The 22,781-nt window shown below is 70.5% G+C and carries 20 protein-coding genes and 2 pseudogenes; 12 read left to right on the top strand and 10 right to left on the bottom strand.

Annotated features, from left to right (window positions below):
- Window positions 1–10: 10 nt before the first annotated feature.
- Window positions 11–1,039, bottom strand: coding sequence for an EamA family transporter (locus ABZZ04_RS32395; RefSeq protein ID WP_356935797.1), 1,029 nt, complete (start codon window positions 1,037–1,039; stop codon window positions 11–13).
- A 170-nt stretch (window positions 1,040–1,209) separates the two neighbouring features.
- Entirely contained in the window at window positions 1,210–1,782 is a 573-nt protein-coding gene (locus ABZZ04_RS32390) for a Clp protease N-terminal domain-containing protein (protein WP_356935796.1), read from the bottom strand.
- Between the two features lie 247 nt (window positions 1,783–2,029).
- Between ABZZ04_RS32390 and ABZZ04_RS32385 the strand changes: the two genes are divergently transcribed.
- Entirely contained in the window at window positions 2,030–2,251 is a 222-nt protein-coding gene (locus ABZZ04_RS32385) for a hypothetical protein (protein ID WP_356935795.1), read from the top strand.
- Window positions 2,252–2,312: 61 nt separating this feature from the next.
- On the top strand, window positions 2,313–2,741 hold the full coding sequence (locus ABZZ04_RS32380) for an SRPBCC family protein (RefSeq protein WP_356935794.1): 429 nt from the start codon (window positions 2,313–2,315) through the stop codon (window positions 2,739–2,741).
- Between the two features lie 105 nt (window positions 2,742–2,846).
- Here the strand turns inward: ABZZ04_RS32380 and ABZZ04_RS32375 are convergent, their stop codons facing one another.
- On the bottom strand, window positions 2,847–3,464 hold the full coding sequence (locus tag ABZZ04_RS32375) for a PadR family transcriptional regulator (RefSeq protein WP_356935793.1): 618 nt from the start codon (window positions 3,462–3,464) through the stop codon (window positions 2,847–2,849).
- Window positions 3,465–4,128: 664 nt separating this feature from the next.
- Between ABZZ04_RS32375 and ABZZ04_RS32370 the strand changes: the two genes are divergently transcribed.
- From ABZZ04_RS32370 to ABZZ04_RS32355, 4 genes are all read left to right on the top strand, one after another.
- On the top strand, window positions 4,129–4,959 hold the full coding sequence (locus tag ABZZ04_RS32370) for a hypothetical protein (RefSeq protein WP_356935792.1): 831 nt from the start codon (window positions 4,129–4,131) through the stop codon (window positions 4,957–4,959).
- A 248-nt stretch (window positions 4,960–5,207) separates the two neighbouring features.
- Window positions 5,208–5,798 (top strand): hypothetical protein, encoded by a 591-nt coding sequence (locus ABZZ04_RS32365; RefSeq protein ID WP_356935791.1) that lies wholly within the window; start codon window positions 5,208–5,210, stop codon window positions 5,796–5,798.
- Window positions 5,799–6,084: 286 nt separating this feature from the next.
- A complete protein-coding gene (locus ABZZ04_RS32360; protein WP_356935790.1) occupies window positions 6,085–7,062 on the top strand; it encodes a pyridoxal-phosphate dependent enzyme in 978 nt (325 codons plus the stop codon).
- A gap of 612 nt (window positions 7,063–7,674) precedes the next feature.
- The gene (locus ABZZ04_RS32355) at window positions 7,675–8,565 is read left to right on the top strand and encodes a hypothetical protein (protein ID WP_356935789.1); all 891 of its coding nucleotides are present in this window, start codon (window positions 7,675–7,677) and stop codon (window positions 8,563–8,565) included.
- A gap of 116 nt (window positions 8,566–8,681) precedes the next feature.
- Here the strand turns inward: ABZZ04_RS32355 and ABZZ04_RS32350 are convergent, their stop codons facing one another.
- From ABZZ04_RS32350 to ABZZ04_RS32340, 3 genes and pseudogenes are all read right to left on the bottom strand, one after another.
- A complete protein-coding gene (locus ABZZ04_RS32350) occupies window positions 8,682–9,071 on the bottom strand; it encodes a hypothetical protein (RefSeq protein WP_356935788.1) in 390 nt (129 codons plus the stop codon).
- Window positions 9,072–9,627: 556 nt separating this feature from the next.
- The gene (locus tag ABZZ04_RS32345; RefSeq protein ID WP_356935818.1) at window positions 9,628–10,155 is read right to left on the bottom strand and encodes a hypothetical protein; all 528 of its coding nucleotides are present in this window, start codon (window positions 10,153–10,155) and stop codon (window positions 9,628–9,630) included.
- A 196-nt stretch (window positions 10,156–10,351) separates the two neighbouring features.
- A pseudogene (locus ABZZ04_RS32340) lies at window positions 10,352–10,453 on the bottom strand (IS5/IS1182 family transposase); the annotation flags it as partial.
- A 330-nt stretch (window positions 10,454–10,783) separates the two neighbouring features.
- On the opposite strand from ABZZ04_RS32340, the gene ABZZ04_RS32335 reads away from it, so the two are divergent.
- Window positions 10,784–11,578 (top strand): maleylpyruvate isomerase family mycothiol-dependent enzyme, encoded by a 795-nt coding sequence (locus ABZZ04_RS32335; protein WP_356935787.1) that lies wholly within the window; start codon window positions 10,784–10,786, stop codon window positions 11,576–11,578.
- A 79-nt stretch (window positions 11,579–11,657) separates the two neighbouring features.
- Here ABZZ04_RS32335 and ABZZ04_RS32330 read toward each other — a convergent pair.
- Window positions 11,658–12,508, bottom strand: a pseudogene (locus tag ABZZ04_RS32330) (hypothetical protein); the annotation flags it as partial.
- A 189-nt stretch (window positions 12,509–12,697) separates the two neighbouring features.
- Between ABZZ04_RS32330 and ABZZ04_RS32325 the strand changes: the two are divergent.
- Complete coding sequence (locus ABZZ04_RS32325; protein WP_356935786.1) at window positions 12,698–13,330, top strand: HAD-IA family hydrolase; 633 nt, start codon at window positions 12,698–12,700, stop codon at window positions 13,328–13,330.
- 55 nt (window positions 13,331–13,385) lie between these two features.
- Here ABZZ04_RS32325 and ABZZ04_RS32320 read toward each other — a convergent pair whose 3' ends face one another.
- The gene (locus tag ABZZ04_RS32320; RefSeq protein ID WP_356935785.1) at window positions 13,386–15,515 is read right to left on the bottom strand and encodes a hypothetical protein; all 2,130 of its coding nucleotides are present in this window, start codon (window positions 15,513–15,515) and stop codon (window positions 13,386–13,388) included.
- 248 nt (window positions 15,516–15,763) lie between these two features.
- On the opposite strand from ABZZ04_RS32320, the gene ABZZ04_RS32315 reads away from it, so the two are divergent.
- A complete protein-coding gene (locus tag ABZZ04_RS32315) occupies window positions 15,764–16,585 on the top strand; it encodes a PhzF family phenazine biosynthesis protein (protein WP_356935784.1) in 822 nt (273 codons plus the stop codon).
- Between the two features lie 166 nt (window positions 16,586–16,751).
- On the opposite strand, the gene ABZZ04_RS32310 is transcribed toward ABZZ04_RS32315, so the two are convergent.
- Window positions 16,752–17,531 (bottom strand): CPBP family intramembrane glutamic endopeptidase, encoded by a 780-nt coding sequence (locus ABZZ04_RS32310; RefSeq protein ID WP_356935783.1) that lies wholly within the window; start codon window positions 17,529–17,531, stop codon window positions 16,752–16,754.
- 184 nt (window positions 17,532–17,715) lie between these two features.
- Between ABZZ04_RS32310 and ABZZ04_RS32305 the strand changes: the two genes are divergently transcribed.
- Window positions 17,716–19,506, top strand: coding sequence for a substrate-binding domain-containing protein (locus ABZZ04_RS32305; RefSeq protein ID WP_356935782.1), 1,791 nt, complete (start codon window positions 17,716–17,718; stop codon window positions 19,504–19,506).
- Window positions 19,507–19,653: 147 nt separating this feature from the next.
- On the opposite strand, the gene ABZZ04_RS32300 is transcribed toward ABZZ04_RS32305, so the two are convergent.
- Entirely contained in the window at window positions 19,654–21,159 is a 1,506-nt protein-coding gene (locus tag ABZZ04_RS32300; protein ID WP_356935781.1) for a glutamate-cysteine ligase family protein, read from the bottom strand.
- A gap of 481 nt (window positions 21,160–21,640) precedes the next feature.
- On the opposite strand from ABZZ04_RS32300, the gene ABZZ04_RS32295 reads away from it, so the two are divergent.
- Together ABZZ04_RS32295 and ABZZ04_RS32290 are read left to right on the top strand one after the other, a co-directional pair.
- Window positions 21,641–22,234: a hypothetical protein gene (locus ABZZ04_RS32295; RefSeq protein ID WP_356935780.1), complete on the top strand. Its 594-nt coding sequence runs from the start codon at window positions 21,641–21,643 to the stop codon at window positions 22,232–22,234.
- 314 nt (window positions 22,235–22,548) lie between these two features.
- On the top strand, window positions 22,549–22,755 hold the full coding sequence (locus ABZZ04_RS32290) for a DUF5999 family protein (RefSeq protein WP_356935779.1): 207 nt from the start codon (window positions 22,549–22,551) through the stop codon (window positions 22,753–22,755).
- Window positions 22,756–22,781: the final 26 nt, after the last annotated feature.

The following is a 22,781-nucleotide window of genomic DNA, read 5'->3' as shown; positions in this document are numbered from 1 at the left end:
GCGGGATGCCCTACCCTGCGGCCCGACCGGCCGACAGCTCTCCCTCGGCGGCGCCCCGGCCACCGTCCGCTCCCCCGGGGCCCACCCCGCCCGGCCCCGACGCGACGGGCCCCGAAGGGGCCTTCGGGGTCGCCGACTGGGCGATGAAGGCACCGATCAGGACCGTGGCGCCGCCGATGAGCTGGGGTGCGGACAGGTGCTCGCCGAGCATCACCCAGGCGAGCACGGTGGCGATGACCGCCTCCAGACAGGCGACCACCCCTGCCACGGCCGGCGAGAGCAGCCGCACCGAGATCACGCCGGTGACATAGGCGATCACGGTCGCCAGCAGCACGATCCAGACGAGCAGCAGCCAGGCGGGGACCTCCGTGCCGTTCATGGCCGCGCCGCCGCCCAGGACCGCCCAGTCCATGCCCCAGGGCCGCGCGACCAGCGTGAGGACGATCGCACCGACCAGCAGCCCGTACGCGATGACGCCGACCGGATGCGGCGGTTCGACGCCGTCCGCCACGTCCCCGCTGCCCTGGTCCGACAGGACGAAGTAACCGACCTGGCAGCAGGCGGCACCGAGCGCGAGCAGCAGCCCGACGGCGTCGAAGCTCAGCCCCGACCAGATCTCGACCACGCAGGCGAGCCCTCCGACGGCGAGGACCACACCGACCGCGGCCCGCCGGGTGACCGGCCTGCGCTGCACGAACCTGACCCAGCCGAGGACGAGCGCGGGCGCCAGGTACTCGACGAGAAGGGCGACGCCGACGGGGATGCGGGAGATCGCGGCGAAGTAGCAGGCCTGTACGCCCGCGACGGCGAGCAGCCCGAAACCCAGCAGCAGAATCGGCCGACTGCGCACCAGGTCCCGGTGGCGCCAGGCCACGGGCAGCATGATGACGGCGGCACCCGCCACGCGCAGCCACACCACATGGAGCGGGTCGAGCCCGGCCTCGATCAGCGGCTTGGCCGCCACCCCTGAACCACCGAATGCGAAGGCCGAGGCCAGGGCGATTCCCAGGCCGGCGTTTCTCCCCTGAGACGCGTGCATCGGCACATCATGACAGCTGAGGTCAGGAGCGTCACCCCTGTGACCCCTGACTCGCACCCCCCATGGAATGAGTGATTCCACCCCGCCCGGCTCTTGACCGTCCGCCCCTCCGGCCCACCCGGTCACCCTTGGTCCACCCGGTCACCCCTGACCGGCCCGGTCGGCCCCGGTCAGCCGTCGACCTCCCACGGCGCCTCCCGGCCGACGGTCCCCACGATCCGGGCGGCGAGCCGTTCCGCGTCGACCCCGGCCCGCTCCAGCACCTCGACGGCCCGGCACTCGCGGTCCGCGGCGAGCGCCGCGAGCAGATCGAGCCCTCCGGCCCGTACGTCACCGCGCAGCTCCGCCCGCTCCCGCGCCCCGGCCATCGCCGAGGCCGCCGAGGGCGACCAGCCCTCCGCCGCGACGTCCCACACGATGGATTCCGGGTCCGGGACGACCGGAACGGCACCGGAGTCCTCCACCGACCCCTGCCAGCGGAGCCCGTATCCGATGCTGCGCTGGACGAGGTAGCCGAGCACTTTGGCCAGTTGCGGCCCCCCTTCGAAGGCCGACCGCACCTCGGGGTCCGATTCGATGAGAGAGTGCAGCAGATGAGCCGTGTCGATCTGTCGGTCACCGTCGCGAAGCGCACGCCTGCGGGCACCCGTCACCACGACGGCCAGCTCCGCGGTGAGTCTGGCGTCGAGCCCGGCATGGCCGAGGGCAGGCTGCTGGGGGATCCACGACGTCCGGTTCTGCACGTCTCCCACTCCATCAGTTCCCCGGCGCCGGAACATCGCCGGAGGGACCCATTTAGGCATCCCACGCAAGTTGGGCACACCAGAGCGGTTTCTCCTCCTTGCGGATGAGATCTCGCCATTCCTGGATCCGATCGGGAAAAACGGCGCGCGCCGCCTTGCCACGCGCTCCCCGGGCAACCGCGGACAGCCTCCCGTACGTCCCACACAGCCCACACCCCATGCGACAGCCGGAAGGGAGACCGCGGACGTGTCCTGGTTGGTCGCCCTGCCGGCTCTCGACGGGCGGGAGTACGTGTACCGGGTCCACGCGCCCGAGGACGCGCTGCGCGCCGATCTCTTCTGGGCCGCGTTCCACTGCCACGACGACGGCCCGCACCCGCGCGCCTGCGACCGGTTCGACGCGGCCCTGATCTGGCGGGCGGGGGCCGAGGGAACCGGACGAACAGGTCTGACGGTTCATCAGTATTGAATGTTCACGCCGCTGCGGCTACGTTCCGCGACACCGTTACCCGCCGAGAAGGGGTGGTCGCATGGCCGAAGTCAGTGCGGAAGCGCGCATCGGAGCACCGGCCGAGAAAGTGTGGGCCCAGTTGACGGACTTCACCGCGTACGACCGGTGGAACGCCACCCACACCAGCTTTCCCAAGGGCGGCCCCGAGACGCTCGAACTCTCGGCCACCTACGAGGAGAACATGAAGCTCATGGGCTTCCCCGCCGAGGTGACGTGGACGGTGGCGGAGCTGGAGACCGCACGCCTGCTGACCACCCGGGGCAAGGGACCGATGGGGGTCACGCTCGCCATGCGCTACTCCCTGACCCCCGACGGGGACGCGACCACGGTCCGGATAGACGGCGAGTTCACCGGTGCCGCGGTGTCCCTGATGGCGGGCAAGCTCAAGGACTCGGCGACGGCCGCGCTCGTCGAGTCGCTGCGCAAGCTGGACGGCCTCGTCACCTGAGAACGCGAGAACCCTCCACCGGCGCCACCCCGTCCACCGACGGAGAAGGGCCTCGCGACCCGGCCGCGAGGCCCCGGCACCGCACCCGCACCCGCACCCACGGGCTCACTGCTCGTCGGCAAGGATCAGATAGAGCTTCTTGCGGGCGTCGTTGATGACCGTGAGCGCCTTCTGGCGCTGATCGGCGGAGCCGGTCTTCCAGACCTGGCCGAACGCCTCCATCAGACCGAAGCCGGCCTGCCGGATCTCGTTGAGGCTCTCCCAGTCGACACCGCGCCCGACTTCCTCCCAGGGCGCCTCGGCCCCCGACTCGGCCTCGGCACGACCGGCGTCGGTGAGCGTGAACAGCTTCTTGCCGCCCTCGCTCTCACTGACGATGAGCCCTTCGTCCTCCAGCAGCTGGAGGGTCGGGTAGACCGAGCCGGGGCTGGGCTTCCAGGCCCCGCCGCTGCGCTCGCCGATCTCCTGGATCATCTCGTACCCGTGCATCGGGCGGTCCTTCAGCAGCGCCAGGATCGACGCACGCACATCACCACGCCGCGCCCTTCCCCTGCCGCCGCCCCGGCCGTGCCCGCCACCGAAGGGGCCACCCCCGAAGGGCCCGCCACCGAACGGCGGCCCGAACTGCCCGAAGGCCGCACGGTGCCCCTCGAAGTCACCGAATCCCCGATGGGGGCCACCGCGCCCATGCCCGTACTCATGCTCGTGTCCATGCGAACGCATCACTGACACTCCTTCTATCGTTGATCTGTCGCGATGCTTCGACGATATATCGGAACCGATCGCACGGCAATCCCTCCACCCATGCCATCCCTCGCCGAACGTGACGTTCGGGCAGCACGCCCCCTTGCCCCGCCGCCTGCCACGTCGCCGGAAGACCACGTGAAAACCCCTGCGAAAGAATCGATCAATTCGGCCATTCCGGCGCGAAATCGGCCCAGAATCCCTGCTCCGGGCTGATTCCGCGTGCCAGCGTGACGGCGTGAAACCCCTCCGACCTGTGGTCACAGACTGTTGCGACCGGGGCTGACCTGTGTCAGCGATCGGTGATCGATTGCCGGGGCAGGTTGATCAAAGCCGCTTTGTGTCAGCGAAGGTCGACCACTTGGCCGCCTGTGTCGGATACGGCTGATCGTTACGTGTTGCTGCCCTGCGGATCGCTGCCCCGCCTCCGGACCTTCACACCCACAGGCGCCTCCACCACGCCCCCCCGCCTGGCCCGTACGCCCGTACGCCCGTACGCCCGCCAAACGTCTCTGCCGGGGATCCTGGATGGCGGGGGCTCAGGTGCCGAGAGTTCTCCAGGACTCCGCCGCGGTTTTCACGCCGGTCCCGGAAGGACCCGAAGGCCGTGGTCAACCCAGTGTGCACGTGAGAGGTTGAGCACGTGGACAACGACATGGCCATCGCGCTGATCGGTGCGATCGGTGTGGGCGGCACCATCGTCGGAACCTTCGCCGGCACGGTCCTCGGAGCTCGCATCCAAGCCCGCGGCGGACACGACCAAGCCCAAGCCGCACGCGACGCAGCTACCACCACCGCCACCGCCACGGCGCGTCAAGCAATGATCGAACGCCGTTGGGCGACCCTCTCCGAATACCTCCGCGCAGCCGCCGCCCTCCACGAGAGCGCGAATCGGCTTTACGCATCGAGCGCGGACCTCCGTGTCGCCGGAAGTCTGATCACTGTGGACGGACCGGCTCTTGAAGCCGAGGTAGAGGAGCGGCGGCATGCCCTGCTCCACGCGTACGCCGAGGCCGAACTCGGCGCACCCCCCGAGATGCGCCCCCTGGTCTCCGATCTAAAGGACAGAACGTTCTCCCACGTTGAGCAATCCATCCGGGGCAGGGACCTCATCAGCGCGCATACGGCCCTGCGCGGCCTTGCCGCCGCGCAGGGCCACGACTCACCAGCCGGTCGAGCACACCGTGCCGTGACGACGCCGTCCGCGCCTCACCCCGTCGACGACACGACACACGAGGACCTCGCGCGCTGGCGTACCGAGGCCGCGAGGACCTTGGAAGATGTCTGCGAACTGACCCCCGAGCAGAGCCATTTGCTCGCCTACCTCCCTGACGAGGACCAAACCCTCATCGTCATCGAGGCCGGGGACCGGTACACAGAAGCATGGGACGCCTTGGTCACCTCCGCCCGCCAAGCACTGGGGACCGACCCCACTCAGCGGCACGAACAACAGTGCGAGCAGTGCGGCGAGTAAATTCCCGGTCGACATCCTGACGAGCCCCCGGCAGGGCGCCGCAACCATCAAGATCTCCGACAGAGTCCTTGACTGATCAGCCTTGGGTGGCACGAACTGACGTTGCTCACCCTTGAGCGGCAATCGATCGACGATCACCGGCACAGGTCAGGGGCCGATGCCCGTCGTTCCGTGCCGTCGAAGGACGACCGCCCGGGCCCCTGGTGGTCTGACGCCGCCGCTGCCGGGGCCCCGGCTACGGTTGCCGGGTGAACGGATTGGATGCACCAGCCGATGTACCCGCCCGCCACGGCGCATTGCTGCCTCTTCTGGGTGCCGATCAGGAGGTCATCGACTTCTTCGCCGGTGTTGCGGATCTCGACGCGACGGACCCCGCCGACCAGGAGTTGGAAGACGGGGTCCGGCTTGCCTCTGGAGCCCGGCTGGAGCAGTTTGCGCGGGCGGCCTCCGGGGACGCGTCCTGCTTCGTCGGCGAGGGCGGAGAGGAACGCCCCGTGGTGTACGTCAGCCTCGACGGCGAGGCCGGACCACTCGCCCTCGGGCTGCCGGAGCTGGTGCGGCTGTGTCTGGTGGCACCGTGGTGGAGGGATGCTCCCGGGCGGACAGCCGGAGAACTCCAGGCGGTCGCCGACGAGTATCGGGAGGACATACCCGACCTCGACCGGCGACGCGACCGCGCGGCCCGGGCACTCGGCCTCGATCCGGCCGGACTGCCGTCCGAGGCGGCAGCCCTGGCCCGGCTCATGGAGCTCTCCCGAGGACCGGTCGCCGCAGCCTGCCTCGTCGTCGGGTGCGAGGGCGATCCGCTCGATCCCCTGTTCGTCGGCACCCCCGGCTGACACCGGCCGACCGGCCACCCGGGCCCGGAGCCGTGTATGGTCGGCCAGTTGTCCGCAGCCCGGACCACATTCGGCCGGCCACAGGCGAGCAGTCAAACTTCAGTGAGACCGGACACCTCCCTTGTCCCGTCTCGCGCACATCGCTCCCACTCCGGGCGATCCGGTCCGATCCGGTCCGATCTGGCCCGGTCCGGTCCGCTCGTCGCGCCGGGTGGCCGATGCCCCGTCCAGCGGGCCTCGGCAATCACTCATGAAGGGTGGGCCTACGGCGCTAGGCTGCTGTGCCGTGCAGGAGACACGCCTCGACACCGCCCGGATCAGGGCAGCCCGCCGGGTGATCGACCCGATGTTCCTCGACACCCCGCTGTACCGCTGCGAGGCGCTGGAGCCCCACCTCGGGTGCGCGGTGAGCATCAAGCTCGAAACGGCGAACCCGGTCCGCAGCTTCAAGGCCCGCGGCACCGAGGTGATCGCGACCCGGCTCGCCGATGCCGGTTCGCGGGCCGTGGTGTGCGCGAGCGCGGGCAACCTCGGCCAGGCCCTCGCCTGGTCCGGTCGTGGCCGGGGGCTCGACGTCACCGTCGTGGCATCCCGCTTCGCGACTGCGGCCAAGCTCGATCGCATCCGTGCTCTGGGTGCCCGGCTGGAGCTGGTGGACGGCGACCACGAGGCGGCGCGCGAGCGGGCCGCGGACATTGCGCGGCACGACGGCATCCGGCTGGTCGAGGACAGCCTGGACATCGAGACCTGCGAGGGAGCGGCGACCATCGGCCTGGAGCTGGCGGACGCCGCGCCGTCGTTCGACGCCGTCCTGATCGCTCTCGGCGGCGGGGCGCTGGCCACCGGTGTGGGTCATGTGGCGAAGGACCTGATGCCGGGGGTCGAGGTGATCTGCGTCCAGCCGCTCGGCGCACCGGCGATGACACGGTCCTGGCACCGAGGGCGCGTCGTCACCACCGACTCGACCGACACCATCGCCGACGGCGTCGCCGGCCGACGCCCCCTCCCGGCCGTCCTGGACGACCTCCTCCTGGTCGCCGACGACGCCGTCCTGGTCCGGGAGGCATCGATCGTCACCGGTATGCGGATGCTCCTCGACCACGCCGGCCTCGTCGTCGAGCCGTCGGCCGCACTCGGCGTCGCGGCGATCCTCGAGGACCATGACCGCTTCGCCGGCCGGCACGTGGCCACCATCGTGTGTGGCAGCAATGTCGACATGGACGCTTTTCACCGCTGGGCCGGCGCCCCCGTCCACCGGCCTTGACGGTTGTTGCCCCGGCCTGCCCGATCAGTACGAGACCGACTGCGGCGGGGGTGGGGCGCGGCCGCTCGGTGCGCTGACCGCACCAGCGGGTGAGGCGGGGCGTCGGGGTCGCCGAAGACGCCCGGCAACGGCAACCGGCACACCGCGTCCGACGTCAGGAACGCCTCTCGCGTCGGGGTCTCATGGCGGCGCTTCCGGTTTCCGGTGGGCACACGCTTCCGCCCCGGCCCGGAAAGCCGCCCCTGTACCGCCCCCTGAGCGTGCACGCCCCTTCCCGCCACTGGCGGGGCCGCCGACATGCAGGTCCCAACGCTTTCCACGCTCCCAGGGGCCGGGGCCAAGGGCTTCTCGGATGCTCACAGCGGCGCGTGACGCCCTGTACGGCTGCACCCTGTCGCCCTGGCCCGAGCGGTGCACCACTGACAACTCCCGGTACGGAGAGGCCCGCCTGCCCCCCTGCCACCCTTCGGTGCAGGACGGCGCCCGTCAGAGGGGCTCGGTCACATGGGCCCGTACCGCATGGGGGAGGATGCGGTACGGGAGGGGATTTGAATGCGTTCAGAAACACGGGTGCCGGTGCAGACACAGGCGCCGGTGCAGACACAGGCGCGCGTGAGGGACAGGTTCGGCGCGGTGCTGACGGCTTCGATGTCGGTGCTGTCCGTCGAGGCCGTGATCGGGACGATCGCGCTCATCGTGTGGGAACAGACCCAGGAGAGCCCGGGCCTTCCCTACAACGCGTTGGGGATCATCTTCTTGATCGTGCTGGCGCCGTTCATTGCGGTGGCAGGAGCTGCCCTCGGCGCCCTGTTGTCGGTCGGCGTGGTGATGCCGCTCCTGGTCGTGGCCGGGTGGCTCGGTCGCCGGTTCCCGGGGCGCGAGGCATGGTGGTGGGTCCCGGTACTGGCAGCCGCCGGAACCGCCCCGCCGGCCCTGGCCGTGTCGGCGCTCGTGGAGGCCGGTCCCCTGGCAGGTTCCGGCGGATGGCTCGCGGCAACGGCGGCGGTGGCCATCACCGCGCTGGTCGCCCGCAGGCTGTTGTTGCCGGACCGCCCATGGCTCTCCGGCGGCGCGATGTTCGGGTGGGTGGCACTGTACGGAACGCTCGCTGTCGTCACCGTCGGCGTACTCGGCGTCATCGGCCTGTACGCCGGGATCGGATACGAGCCTCCGCGGCTGAGCACGGAACGGGTCGCCGGTACGTGGTCCGACGGAAAGGGCGGCACACTCGTCCTCACGGCGGATGGCAGGGCCACGGCGACCCGCATCGAAACGTTCGGTCTCGACGACTCCTTCGACCCCGTGGTGCACGAGTGCACCGGCACCGGCACCTGGGAGTACGACCCGGGTACCGGACCGTGGTCCCAAGAGGTCGGTGTGTCCTTCGACGACTGCTCCATGGACACCTGGAAGGTTTTTGGGAGCCCCGAGCATCCAAAGCTGTTCGTCTACATCGGTGACCCCGACAGCTGGGACCTCTACATCCTGCGACGCCGCGGCTAGATGACCGATTCCAAGGGATGCCTGCGGAAGGTGTGGGGCGAGTGGCGGTCGAAAGCCACCGCGAGACGGTCAGGCGGCGGGCTGCCGGCCCTGGTTGTCGAGGTGTCGGCGGGCGGTCAGGCGTCGGGGTCGACTTCGGGGTGCGTGAACCGCACAGGCTTGCCCAGCGACCGGGCGTAGGCGATTTCGGCTCGGGTGCTGTCTCCGATGTAGTCGCCGACTACGAGCACCTCATCAGCGAGCCGGATCTTCGCCCGGTGCAGATCGTCGAGTCGAATCTTCAGCGCCCGGGCCTCGACAGGATCGGACCAGAGTTCGTGCGGCGACTTCATGTCACAGCCCGGTTTGACGACGATCCTTCCGGCTCCGGTCTCCCGTAGATCGGCCTCGTTCATCTCGGTCATGAAGCGGGTGGAGCCGCAGATCACGACGATACGCGGGAGGCTCAACAGCCTCTTCGCGTCGGCGAGCTTCTCCTCGGGGGTGAGCAGTTTCGGGGATGACACTGGTTCCTCCTGGTGGTGCGGTCAAAGGAATGCCTACGAAAACGAGAACGAGGGTGTCCAAGGTCGTTCTGTGACGAACGGCGTGGACGCCCTCGCGACAGCGCTCCATGCGACGACCGACAAGATACTGAGGGGGCCATCCCGATTTGGCGCCGTGGCGCCCACAGGCCGGCATTACGTCCCGCCCGAGCGGTGCCGAACTGGTCACCCTCGCCACGATCCAGGCCGTACTCGGCTACACCTCCGAGGCCAAATGGCTCCGCCATGCCCGTGCCCACCTGTGCCGCCTTCCCCTCACCTGCCCCAGCGGCCCGGCTGCGACAAGCGGCTGCGCAAGGCCGCCGGTCCGATGCAAAGCGTCGACTCGATCCTGGCCTTCACCACTTCGGTGCGGAGCAACGACGTATGGGCCGTGAACTCCGCCCCGGTGCAATGCGGCCGACGCACGCAAGCCCCTCCTCGATCTCCTGGCCGCCGAATGCGGGCTTCTGAACGCATCCTCACGCTGACCGCCGCGATCCGGCACAACAACGCCACCGGGCAAACCGTCCTGCTCTCACTGATCACCTACGATCACTGGCCCCTCGGACCAGATCGTCCAAGACACGTCTCCTTGACCGTCCACAGGCCGGGGTGCTTGCGGATGGTCCACGAGGGTGCCATCAGGATTTCGCCCGAAGGCGGCCTCCAGAACGGCGAAGAGGTCTGCCTCGGGAACCGTGGCGCGCACCTCTGCCAGAACCCGGGGGAAGTCGTCATCGTCGATGGCGCCCATGTGCTCCTGACGGAGTCGGCAGACGGTCTCGACGAGTTCCGGTCTCAGCCGCATCCAGGCACGGGAGGTACGGATCTCTTCATCGACATGGTGCATGAACCAGCGCACGACCTCGTACGGGACGTCCACGTGCCCTGCCTGCGGGTTGAAGCACACCGTCGGCTCCCGTGCCGGATCCTCGTCGGGGATGATCGCGGTCATGAGGTTTCGTTGCCCGGCCACAAGATCCAGTTCCAGGTACCAGGCGTCATCGGGCACGGAGTACATCGCGGTGATCGCGTAGTCGCCGTCGGGATGTCGGAAGGCCATGCCGCATGCTGTCACGCTGGATCGAGGAAGCACCTCTCCAAATGTGCGGCCCGACACCCCTGTTGTACGGGCCCGGACGAGGACGGCAGCGAAGTAGAGCGCTGCCCGGCAGGCGATGGCCAGTGCGTCGTTCGCATGGCCGGTCACCCGAGCGGCATCGGTGTCGGCGGTGGCGACGGTCCTGGTAGGACGGCCGGGGAATGGCAGCGCGGATCCCGCGTCGGCGGAGACGCCTCCGGATCGTGCGGGACGGATACGCGTGGTCTGCCGGAACGATGTCCGGTCGGGTTCTCGGTCGATCGGCCCACTGCCGAGGATCGACTCGGGGTCGGCGGTGATCGCCTCGACATCGATCGGGTCGAGGTGACCGAGCACCGTCCGGCCACCGTCAGCGGCACGGAGCGGCCCGGACAGCGATGCGACAACGACGAGGTCTCCGGCCCTCAGAGCGCGCGGGCGAAGCAGCCGAGGCAGTGCGGAACCGGTCACCGACGCGGTATCCCGGCGTGTGCAACGCCCTGCTGCGCATATACCGATCGACCGCCCGGCAGGTCCGGGTCGCAGGCCCGCCGCCTCCGCCGTGAAAAACCATGTCCGGTTTTTCGGAACGCGATGATAGAGAATCCGCGTGACAACAACACTTCGGTTCGACGCACTGCTGCGGTTGATAGACGAACGGTCGGCCGCGTTCCGGGCCGCGGTCGCCTCTGCGCCCGACCTCGACGTGCGGGTACCGACCTGCCCCGAGTGGACGCTGTTCGACCTGGTGCAGCACCTGGGCGAGAGGCGCCGCTTCTGGGCCGATGTCGTCGCCGCGGGGCCCGCCACCGCTCCCCCGGCCGGTTCCGCGACGAAGGACGCCCCGGTCGCACCGCGGGAACCCGAGGCCCTGTCGGCCTGGTTGGCCGAGTCGACGGAACTGATGCTGGACGCGCTGCGCGAGGCCGGTCCGGATCGCGGTTGCTGGACGTGGTGGGGTTCGTCGCAGTCGCCGCAGACCTGTGGCGCCGTCGCCCGGCACCAGCTCCAGGAGATCATGGTGCACGCCTACGACGCCCAGATCACCGTGGGCGCTCCGCAGCCGCTGCCGGACGAGGCGGCACTCGACGGTGTCGAGGATTTCCTGTTCACCTGCTGCGCGACGCCGAGCGCCTGGCCGCACAAGCCCGCCACCATCGACTTCCGTGCCACCGAGGGCCGCTCCTGGCGCCTCTCGCTCTCCGCCGACGGCGCGCACTCCATCCGCCTCGCCACCCCCGGCACCGCTGCGGACGAGGGGCCGGACACGGCCGGCGCCTCCGCTCGGGGAGCGGCCGGTGAGCTGGTCCTCTTCATATACGGCCGGATCCCGGCGGACTCCGTGGAACTCGACGGCGACCGGCAGCTGTTCGACCTGCTCCGCGCCTGGGAGCCGGAGGAATAGGACCTGACGCCGCACCGCCCCGGGCACGCCCGACGGATCGTGGCGCGCAGCACGGGATCCGGCATGTGCTGGTCCCCTCTCAGCGCGGCAGTGTCCGTCCCAGGCATGCGAGAGGGGGCAGGGCCTCAGCAGTGGGGACAGCATCATGTCCGCGGCCGCCACCAGGAGGCCGGTGCGCAGCCTCCATTCCTGCGCGAGGAAGCCGCCGAGCAGCAAGCCGAACGGGGCCGGGCCCATGCCGACGAACGTGACCGTCGCGGCCGCCCGGCCCTGCATCCCGGCCGGAGTCACCGCCTGTCGGACGGCCATGACCGTGACGTTCACCAACCAACCGCCCGCCCGCCCCGAACACGAAACCGATCGCCGCGAGCGACAGCCCGACGGTGGTTCCCGACAGGTGCAGTTCCCGTGGCAGGAGAAGCAGTTGAACGGTCATCACGGCCGCGAAGAAGAACTGGAGGGCGGCCGACGCGAGGCACACGGTCCGCAACGAGGCATCGCCCGCGACGAAACGGAGACCCTCGTGGATCCGCCGTCACACAGGAGGGGGACGTTCCGAACGTTCCACATGCCCCGGTTCATCCGAATGCTCCGGCCACTCTGAATGCTTCGGCCCCTCCGAATGCTCCGGCCACTCTGAATGCTCCGGCCCCTCCGAATGCTCCGGACGCTCCGAATGCTCTGGCATCGCTTCGCGGTGCCGGATCCGCCGGATCGACAGGAACGACAGCGCGAAGAACAACGCCCCGCAGACGGCGGCGATCGGCGCCGACAGCAGTGACGCCAACGCGCTGCCGAGGGCGGAACCGGCGGTCCGGCACCGGCGTCGAACGCCAGGACGGTGAAGAGCATCAGCACCAACAGGCTCGTGTGCTCGCCGAGTTGGGAGGCCGCCGGCCCCACCCAGAGGCTGCGGAAGTCTCCGTCCCGCCACGTCGAACCCGGACACCGGCCTTCGCCGGCCGGTCGGGAAAGGGATTTGTCACCGGGGCGGACGTCCCGTGCTCGGCGCCGCCCCAACGTCGGCGGCACGAGTTCATGACCGCACGCCCCACACCTCACGCCGGACGCCGGGCACCAGGTGCCGGACACCGCCGAGCCCCGTGCTATCCAGGGGCGATGACGACTTCCAGTATCTCCGGCAGGCCCTTCGACGCGGTGCTGTGCGACCTCGACAACGTGATCCGCTTCTACGACACGACGGAGCTGGACCGCCTGGAGCGTGACGCGGGGGTGGCGCAGGGCACGACCATGCGGGTGGCCTACGCACCGGAGACGGACCTTCCGCTGCTTCTCGGCGCGATCACCGAGCGGCAATGGGTGGAGTCCATCACGGCCGGTCTCTCGGGACAGGTGGGGGAGGACCGGGCGCGCGAACTGGGCACCGCGCTCGCCCGGGCGCCGTTCCGGGCCGACGAGGTCGTGGTGGCCATGCTCCGTCGGGTACGGGCGCACGTTCCCCTGGTGCTGGTGACCAATGCGAGCGTGGCGCTGGAGGACGATCTGGTGTCGTTGGGGCTGGCCGACCTCGCGGACCACGTCGTCAGCAGTGCCCGGGTCGAGGTGGCCAAGCCGGACCGGAGGATCTACGAGATCGCGGTCGAGCGAGCGGGGGTCGCCGCGGACCGGTGCCTCTTCGTGGACGACCGGCTCGAGAACGTCGAGGCCGCGGTCGGGCTCGGCATGACCGGCGTGCACTACCGCGAACCCGCCGATCTCCACGGACCGTTGAAGCTCCTGCTGAACGACTGAACGGTTGATCCGCCGTTCTCATCACTCCTGCCGCTCCCCCGCTCCCCCGCTTCCGTCACTCCCGCCGTTCCCCCTGTCGGGGCAGGGCGAGCGCGTCCTCGATCACGGCCCGGAGCTCCTCGTCCTGGAGGAACGCCCGATAGTCCCAGTACGGCGACAGGCGCCCGTCGCGCTCCCGTATCGTCCGAAGGGCGGTACGGGCCGCCGGGGTGATCGTGCCGATCCGGATCAGGGCCCGCAACGCGTCGTCGAAGATTCCGTAACCGTCGTCACCGGCGGCGAACGCCAGGACGAACTCCTCCAGGACCGAAACACTCGGCTCCGGCTCGCCCGTGGCCACCCACAACGCGAGCGCCGCCTGTGTCCGGCGCCATCCTTCGGTGTTCTCCATGATGTGTCGCACCCGGTCGGCGTACGGTGCGACCGCGTCGCCGAAGTCGGCCAGGAGGTGGACCGGCCTGTCGCGCAGGTCCTCCCCGTCCAGCACCGCACCGCCGATGACGCGCAGCGCCGATGCGGCGTCGCCACCCAGACGCCAGGCGACCCATGCCGCCCTCCAGCGGTCCGCCATGTGGTCAAAGGCCATGTACTCGCGCAGGGCGGGTTCGGCTCTCACGGCGGCAGGTCCCATCGCCGCCAGCGTGTCGGCGGCCATCCACGCGCTGCGCGGGTCGTCCAGCAGCGGCAGGACCTCGGGCAGCGCCGACAGCGCGTCCCGCCCCCACTGCTCCAGGACCCGTAGGAAGTCGCCCGTCAACGGACCGTGGCCGCCGCAGCGCGCGGCGTGGTGCCGCATCGTCTCCCGCAGGGACGGCAACAGGACGTCCGCGTGCGCCCGCAGCGGGATGAGCACGTCATCGATGTCCGGAAGCCTCGGATCGCCGCCGCAGTAACCGCGCGAGTAGTGCTCCCGGTACGGCTCGTACAGCCGCTCCACCAGTCCCGGGAGGGCGCGCGTGTCACCGATCCGGACGAGCGCCCAGCGCGCGTAGTCGCCGACGGTGCCCTCGATGTACGTGTGGTCGTCCTCCGACGGGTCGTCGACGAGCCGGGCGAGCCGGTCGGCGTACGGGGCGGCCCGCCGGCCGAGCACCGCCAGGAGGTTCGCCGCCTTGAGCCGTACGGTGCCGTCCGGGTCGGCCAGCAGTCCACCCGCCACCGGCAGCAGCGCGGCCGCGGCGGACGGCCGGAGCACCAGCAGCCGCCACGCCTCGTCCAGCACGGCCCGGCGCAGGACGGTGTCCCCGGTCCGGTCCGCCGCCCCGGCCAGCCGGACCACGAACGCGGCCGCGGCCTGCGGGGCATGGTCGAAGAGCCGCCCCGTCCAGTGGATGACGTCCTCACGGGAGAAGGAGTCCTCGATTCCCTGCTCCCACCAGATCTCCGTGAACCGCGGCCGCGAACCGGGGTCGGTGAGAACCTCCACCAGGACGTCGGCCCGCCGCACCGGCGCGTCCCGGTCCAGGCGCGCCCAGGCGTGCAGGGCCGCGACCTTCATGACGGGCTCACCGTCGCGCAGCACGTCGGCCAGCACAGCCCGCACCTCCCCGACCGGTCCGGCGCCGCTCCCCACCGTCGTGTGCTCCGAAGCGCCGTCCGGGTCCTGCCCCGCCGCCTCCACCTCGGTGGCGGCGGCCGCGCCCAGTTCCAGCAGCACCGTCAGTCGTACCGCCGGATCCGTCTCGGCCCGCCACCGCTCCAGCAGCGGCGCGACACCGGGCACGAGGGGAAGGGCCGCCCGCCGCACCACGGGGTCCGGGTCCGCCCGCAGTGCCCGGACCGCGTCCCGTTGGCGCCGCCATGCCACGGACCACTCCTCGCCGGCCCCTTCCTCGCCGGCCCCTTCCTCGACGGCCGGTCGCGGCCCGTTCGTCGCCGCCCGGTGCAGGCATTCCAGCAGCTCGACGAGTGTGCCGCGTGCGCCCATGCCCGGATCGGCGGCGAGCGCGACCACGAACGGCAGCGCGGCGACCGCCGCCGGGATCACCCGGCCCTCCTCCGCGACGAGACAGGAGAACAGTGGACAGCAGTCCTCCTCCGTCGCGGCCGCGCCCGCCCGTGCGAGGCGGCGCAGCGTGCGCGGCACCTCCGCGACCGGGTGCTGTGGACGTGTCGGCTCCAACCGGTCCCAGGGCACCGCGTCCAGTCGGTCCCACAGCGCCGCGTCCAGCGACATGTCAGCCACACCCACCTCACGATCCCGGCGACCGCCGTCCACGCTTCCGCCCCACGCCCCACGCCCCACGGCCCACAGCCCGCAACCCGGCGGCGTACCGCTCGATCCCACCTCCCCAGGACCGGCGGCTCAACCGATTTTGACCACCGGGCCCCGCCCGGTCGGACCCGCCGCCCGCCCCCGCCAGCCGGTTTTCGGGGCCAATGTCATGGGATTGGCCTTGGCCCGCGGCGCCGCTCCCCGTTTACGTTCACGTCATGAGGATTCGCACCGTCGACACGTTCACCGACCGTCCCTTCACCGGCAACCCCGCGGGAGTCATGATCCTGGACGCCGACACCTTCGCCGACGACGGTCTGCTCCAGCGGATCGCCGCGGAACTGAACCTTTCCGAGACCGCCTTCGTCCGCCCCCTGTCCCCGGGCGGTGAGGCCGACTGGGCGCTGCGCTGGTTCACCCCGGCCGCCGAGGTCGACATGTGCGGGCACGCCACGCTCGCCACCGCGCACGTCCTGCACACCACGGGGGCGGCGAGCGGCACGATGCGTTTCACGGCCCGGTGCGGAATCCTCACCGCGGCCGTCGGACCGGACGGCGCGATCACGCTCGACTTCCCCACGGCCCCGCTGACGCCGGAGCCCGTCCCGGCCGGGCTGGCCGCCGCCCTGGGCGCGCAGCCGCTCTCCGTCCACGACACGGGCCCGTACGTCGGCGACCTGTTGGTCGAGCTGTCCGACGAGGCGACCGTACGGGGGCTGCGGCCCGACCTCGTCGCGCTGGCCGGTCTCTCCCGACGGGGCGTCATCGCCACGGCCGCCGCGCAGGACCCCGCCCTCGGCCACGACTTCGTCTCCCGGGGCTTCTTCCCGCGCCTCGGTATCGACGAGGATCCCGTGACCGGCAGCGCCCACACCGCGCTGGCCCCCTTCTGGTCCGCGCGGCTCGGCCGGGACGAGTTGACCGGGCTCCAGGTCTCCGCCCGTTCCGGCCTGGTCCGCACCTCGCTGCGCGGCGGGCGGACCCTGCTGACCGGCAACGCCGTGACGGTCATCGACGGCGAACTGCTGACGGCGTCCTGAGCCCTGACCGCCCTGTGGCAAACCACGCCGGGTCCGCACGAAAGACTCCCGTACGAAAAGCTCCCGCACGAAAGACTCCCGTGCGGAAGTCTCTCGTGCGGAAGGCCCCTGCACGGAAGGCTCCCGTGCAGGAGGCTCCCGTACGGCCCCGGCGCGGTTTCCCGACTCACGGCGTGGGCAGCCAGCCCACCTTCCCCGCCAGCAGGGCGTATCCGACGAACGCCCCGATGTCCAGCAGCGTGTGCGCCGCGACCAGCGGCCCGACCCGTCCCCAGCGCCGGTACAGCAGCACGAAGACGACGCCCATCACCATGTTGCCGATGAAGCCGCCGATCCCCTGGTAGAGGTGGTACGAGCCGCGCAGCACCGAACTCGCCGCCAGGGAAGCCGTAGGCGTCCACCCCAACTGGTCCAGTCTGCGCAGCAGGTACCCGACGACGATCACTTCCTCGACGACGGAGTTCTGGAGCGCGGACAGGATCAGGACCGGGAACTTCCACCACACGTCGGGCAGGGACTCCGGCACCACCGTCAGGTTGAATCCGGCGGCCCGCGCCACCAGGTAGAAGGCGAGTCCGGCGCTCCCGATGCCTGCCGCGATCATCGTGCCGCGCCCGAGGTCCGACCACGGCCGGGTGCGGTCGAAGCCGATGGCCCGCAGCCCGGATCCCTCTCTGATCAGCAGGTGCGCGACCAGTGCGACGGGCACCAGAGCGGTCGTGATGTCGAAGAGCTGCCAGGCGAGATCCAGCCATGGACGCCCCGGTGCGTACGATCCGTTGAGCGTCGCGGCCTGATCCTTCAAACCACCTGGTTTCGTCAGTGAACCGACAAAACTGATCAGGGCAGACACTCCGCTGGCGCCCAACGAGAGGGCCAGCACGAGCACTGTCTCGGACCGCAGAATTCGTCGCGGCACGGCCTCCCGGGGAAAAGAATCAGCCATAAGCCCCGCCTCCACCTGTACACCTGCCTTGAGTTGTGCATTCACGTTCCGTCCCGCTCCCCGTCCGGTTAAGGTCTCGAATGCAGGTACGAAGATCATGCGCGACTGGCCGGGGGACGACCACCATGGTGATGGGGCGGTCCCCCTTTTTCCTTGTTCATCCTCAAGGAGGGGCACCACCGACATGGGACGTCACAGCTTGCCCGACGACCACGCGAGGGACGGAAGCGGGGACGGGTCACCGCCCCGCCGTCGCCGCACCGTCGTGATCGCGACCGCACTCGTCCTCGCGGTGGCCGCGGGAACGGCGGTCGCCGCCCGGGGCGGTCTGCTGTCGTTCTCGGAATCCTGCGAGGACTCGGCCGTACGGCTGTCCATGATGGCCTCGCCCGACATCGCCCCCTCCGTGCGCGCCCTCGCCGACCGGGCGCGCAAGGACGAGGTGCGGTCCGACGGCCGCTGCCTGTACGTGACGGTGACCGCCCGGGACTCCCACAAGGTCGCCGAGGCCCTTTCCAGGGACACCAGCGCCCCGGACTACCAGATCTGGCTGCCCGACTCCGACCTCTGGCTCGACCGGGCCGAGGGCTCCGGCGACGGCGTCCCGCTGACACCGGGCGATTCCGTCGCCTCCTCCCCCGTGACCATGGCCATGGTGCCGTCCGCGGCCAAGCGGCTCGGCTGGCCGAAGAAGAAGTACTCCTGGGCCGAACTGACGGCCGCGACCATGAAGTCGGACAGGACGGGCCTGGGCTCGGCCGACCCGGCGCGCAGCGCCACCGCGCTGCTCGCCCTCGCCGGCATCGGCACGTCCTCCGGGAAGCAGGACGGCGACAGCGACACCCGGGTCGCGGCGACCGCCAAGCTGCTCGCCCAGCGCATGTCGGACAGCGACGGCGAGGTGCTGAAGACACTGGCGCGGAGCGGCTCGGGCGCCAAGAAGGGCGATGCGGACCGCAATCAGGCACTGCTGCTCTCCGAACAGGCCGCGTTCGCCCACAACGCGGAATCGGCCGACGCCGCGAGGCTCGACCTCTTCTACCCCGAGGACGGCACCCCGCTCCTCAACTACCCGTACACCCTGGTCGACGAGAACAGGATGAGCACGGCCGAGGGCCGGGCGGCGCTGCGGTTCATGACCCTGTTGAACGAGCCGGCCTCGCAGTCCTTCCTGGAGGAACACGGCTTCCGGAAGGTCGACGGAACGGCCGGGGACTCGATGGTCGCCTCGGCGGGCGGCAGGAAGCCCCAGCCGTACGCCACCGCGGCCACCACCCAGCCGACCGCCGAGGAGCTCCAGCAGACACTGGGCATGTGGACGATCACCGTCCAGAGCGCGCGGCTCACCACGGTCGTCGACACCTCGGGATCGATGGCCACGATCGTGCCGGGACGCAACCAGTCCCGGATGGACGTGACCAAGGCGTCCCTGATCCAGGCCCTCGACCAGTTCACCCCGAACGACGAGATCGGGCTCTGGGAGTTCGCCACCACGCTCGACGGCGACAAGGACTACCGCAGGCTGATGCCGACCCACCGGCTCGGCGACCCGGTGAAGGGCGGCGGCACCCACCGGGAGAAGCTCTCCGCCGCCTTCGCCGCGCTGCGGCCCGTGCCGGGCGGCGCGACCGGCCTGTACGACACCGCGCTGGCCGCCTACAAGGACGCCCAGGCGACCTATGTGAAGGGCAAGTTCAACGCCGTGGTGATCCTCACCGACGGATCGAACCAGGACGTCCGCTCCCTGTCCCGCAGCGCCCTGATCGCGGAGCTGAAGCGGATCGCCGATCCGGAACGCCCGGTGCCGCTGCTCGCCATCGCGGTCGGTCCCGAGGCCGACCGCGAAGAACTGCACGAGATAGCGAAGGTGACCGGCGGCGGGGGCTACCAGGTCACCGACCCGGCCGACATCCAGGCGGTGATCCTGCAGGCCATCATGACGGCCGGGCAGAGCGGCCGCGTCACCCAGGAATAGCACCGCACTCCCCGGGCCCGGCACGACGGACGGCACCCGCGGCCCGGGGCACGCCCGTCACGTCGGCCGCACCGCACCCGTACGACGCTGCCGCCACGCCGGACCCGTACGACGCGTCCACCTCGCCGGGCCCGCACGGCACGTCCGTCACGGCCTGGGCGCACCCGTCGGCCAGCTGTGCACCGGTTCTCCGCCGTGCATCAGTTCGGCGTACCGCCGGGTGGTCGCGGCCAGTGCCTCGTGCCGCCCGAGCCCGGCCTCCCGTGCCTCGTGGTAGGTGTCCACCTGCCAGGACGCCCCGTTCACCCGTCGCCTGCAGCGCTCCTCGATGATCCCGAGGTAGCGGTCGCGGTCCGCGGCCTCGATGTTCCAGGCGTCGAGCCCCGCGGCGGCCAGCGGCAGCAGTTCGTCCCGTACGAGCTTGACGGCGGGTACCCGGGCCAGTCCGCCCGTACGGCCGGGACGCGGCCAGATCAGTTCCGCGTCGATGCCCCGGCGACAGGCGGTGTCGAAGTTCTCCGCCGCCGCCTCGAACGGCATCCGGGTCCACACCGGGCGGGACTCCTCGGCCAGTGCCCGCACCAGCCCGTAGTACAGCGCCGCGTTGGCGATCACGTCGGTGACCGTGGGCCCGGCGGGCAGGACCCGGTTCTCCACCCGCAGGTGGGGCACGCCGTCGACCAGGCCGTACACGGGCCGGTTCCAGCGGTAGACGGTGCCGTTGTGGAGCACCAGCTCCTGAAGTCGTGGGGCGTCGCCGTCGTCGAGGACCCTCAGCGGGTCCTCCTCGTCACAGATCGGCAGCAGCGGCGGGAAGTAGCGCACGTTCTCCTCGAAGAGTTCGTACGCCGATCCGGTCCACCCGTCGCCGAACCAGGTCCGGGGCCGCACGCCCTGATTCCGCAGTTCGGGCGGCCGGGTGTCGGTGGCCTGCTGGAAGAGCGGCGGGCGCGATTCCCGCCAGAGCTCCCTGCCGAACAGGAAGGGCGCGTTGGCACCCAGTGCTATCTGCACCCCGGCGACGGCCTGGGCCGCGTTCCACACGGCCGCGAACCGCTCCGGGGTCACCTGCAGATGGAGCTGGACCGAGGTGCAGGCGGCCTCGGGGGTGATCGAGGCGGAGGTGCAGGCCAGTCGCTCCACGCCCTGGATATCGAGTGAGAAAACCTCGCCCCGGGCCGCCACCATTTGATCGTTCAGCAGGGTGTAGCGGTCCGCGTCGGAGAGGTTCGCCGCCACGAGGTCCGTCTGCCCCAGAGTGGGGAGAATACCGATCATCATGATCCCGGCATCGACCTCGCCCGCCTTCCGGTGGGCATATCCGAGACCGGCTCTGAGCTCTTCGGCCAACTGGTCGAAAACTCGCCCCTCCAGGCGGTGCGGGACTATGTTCGCTTCCAAATTGAACATCCCGAGTTCCATCTGGAAATCGCGGCTCGCGATGCGCGGGAGCACCTCCCCATTCAGCATCTTCGGCATCCCGTCGGAACCTGTGAGATTCAGCTCGATCTCCATGCCCATGAGGTTGCGGGGGCGGTCGAACCTCCGCTCCGCCAGAAGCCTCCCCAGTCCCTCCAGGCACTGGTGGAGCTTCTTCCGGTACCTCTGCGGATCGGACAGGTCAAAGGCTCCGGACACGACCTTCTCCCCCATCGGAGCGTCCCTCCCTCAAGTGGGCGACCCACGGCCCAGGCCACTCGCATCACGATCGATAATGCCCAGACCGAGTGATCCATAACGCCTACGCGAACGCCGCGGACCCAGTAGTCTGAGCCCTGCGGCCCGCGGCACATTCCATGGGCATGGAGCAGCACGCGGTATCCCTCCGGGGACGTGGTGAAAACGCCGACGCGATTCGGCCGACCGCGTCGGCGAGGAAACACCAGGCAGTGACTGCGCGGCGGACACGAAAACAGTAGATTCTCCGCATAATAAAGTCCTGATACTGCCTTGTCGGCAATAGCTGCGACGGCTAGTGGAATCACCGCGTGAACGCGTGTCGTATAAACTCCGCGGACGAGGCAGAGAGTTGACGCACCGGATCGGTCACCGGCCCCTCTGGCCCCGCACGCCGACAACGCCGTCTGCACCCGCCCACGCACCACCGTGTCTCCGAAGTGAGAGGCGACCCATCATGCCGCTGCATGTTCCCCCGGCTCCCGCGCCCGCTCTGCGCAGCGTCCTCGCGGCACTCGGTTCACCCACCGCCGTCCGCGAGGCCCGCACGCCTGCCCTCCGGTCCGCCCAGGGACCGCTGAGTCCCGAACTCCCGCTTCCCGTCCATGTGCTGGACCGGATCGGTCCGGGCGGCCTGGCACCCGCCACCGGGCTCGCCGCGTGGCGTTTCCTGATCCGCGGCCCGGAGCAGGCCGTCGCCGCGGCGGACACCGTCCTCACCGCGGACGGCTGGGTCTTCTCGCACTTCTTCGAGGGGCCCTACGTCGCCTCGACCGAACTCGCCCTGCGCCAGGCCGAGGCGGTGACGTCGTCCTACCAGCCGCGGCTGCTGTCCATCCCGGAGCTCTACATGCTGGCGCTGTGGCTGCACGCCGACCCCGAGGCCGACGCCGCCGGCGGCGCGCTGGCCCCCGCCGACCTGCTGGTTCCGCTGGCCCCCGCCCCGCCGGGCATCGCGGCGCACCGCCCGCACCGGGTCGCCGACCTGCTCCGGGTGATGACCCTGCGCATCACGCCCGGCCCCGGCCCCCTGCTCGGATCGCCCGCCTGAGGACGGCCGCGCCGCCGCACCGGCACCCCGTGCCCCGCCCCGAGTGGCGGGGCACGGTGCTGCGGGGGCGCACTCCCGCCCGTCCGGACTAGCCCGCTCAGGCCACCCCGAACCACCCGAAGGGACAGTGCAGTTGCACTGAACCGTCCTCCCGGGTGACGCGTCCTCCGAGTAAGAAGAAGTGCTGCTGCGAAATCCCTGCGGAAAGACGCCCGTGGGGCAACACTGGGACCGGACCGATCGAGACGGGGGCGGCCATGAACAGCTCAGCCAGTCGCAGGACACTCACCACCACGCAGCGAAAGAACCCAGCCATGTGCCAGCACCAGCCACCCTGCCCCACCGCCGACTCAGCCGACCGGGAGGCCGCCCGCCTGGCGGCCCACCATCCGGAACAGGGCTGGAGTCTGCTGTGCAACGGCGTCCTGCTCTTCGAGGACACCGGTGAGCTGCTTCCGGACGGGCAGATCATCGCCCCGCACCGGCCGCTGGAGGCCGGCCGGGTGGTGAAGGCCGCCTGACCGCGGCCGGTACGAACGGGGGCCGG

Origin of the sequence: Streptomyces sp. NPDC006435 (assembly GCF_040612315.1) — a bacterium.
Classification (GTDB): domain Bacteria; phylum Actinomycetota; class Actinomycetes; order Streptomycetales; family Streptomycetaceae; genus Streptomyces.
The sequence above is the reverse complement of the archived record's forward strand: the minus strand, read 5'-3'. Positions and strand labels throughout refer to the sequence as shown.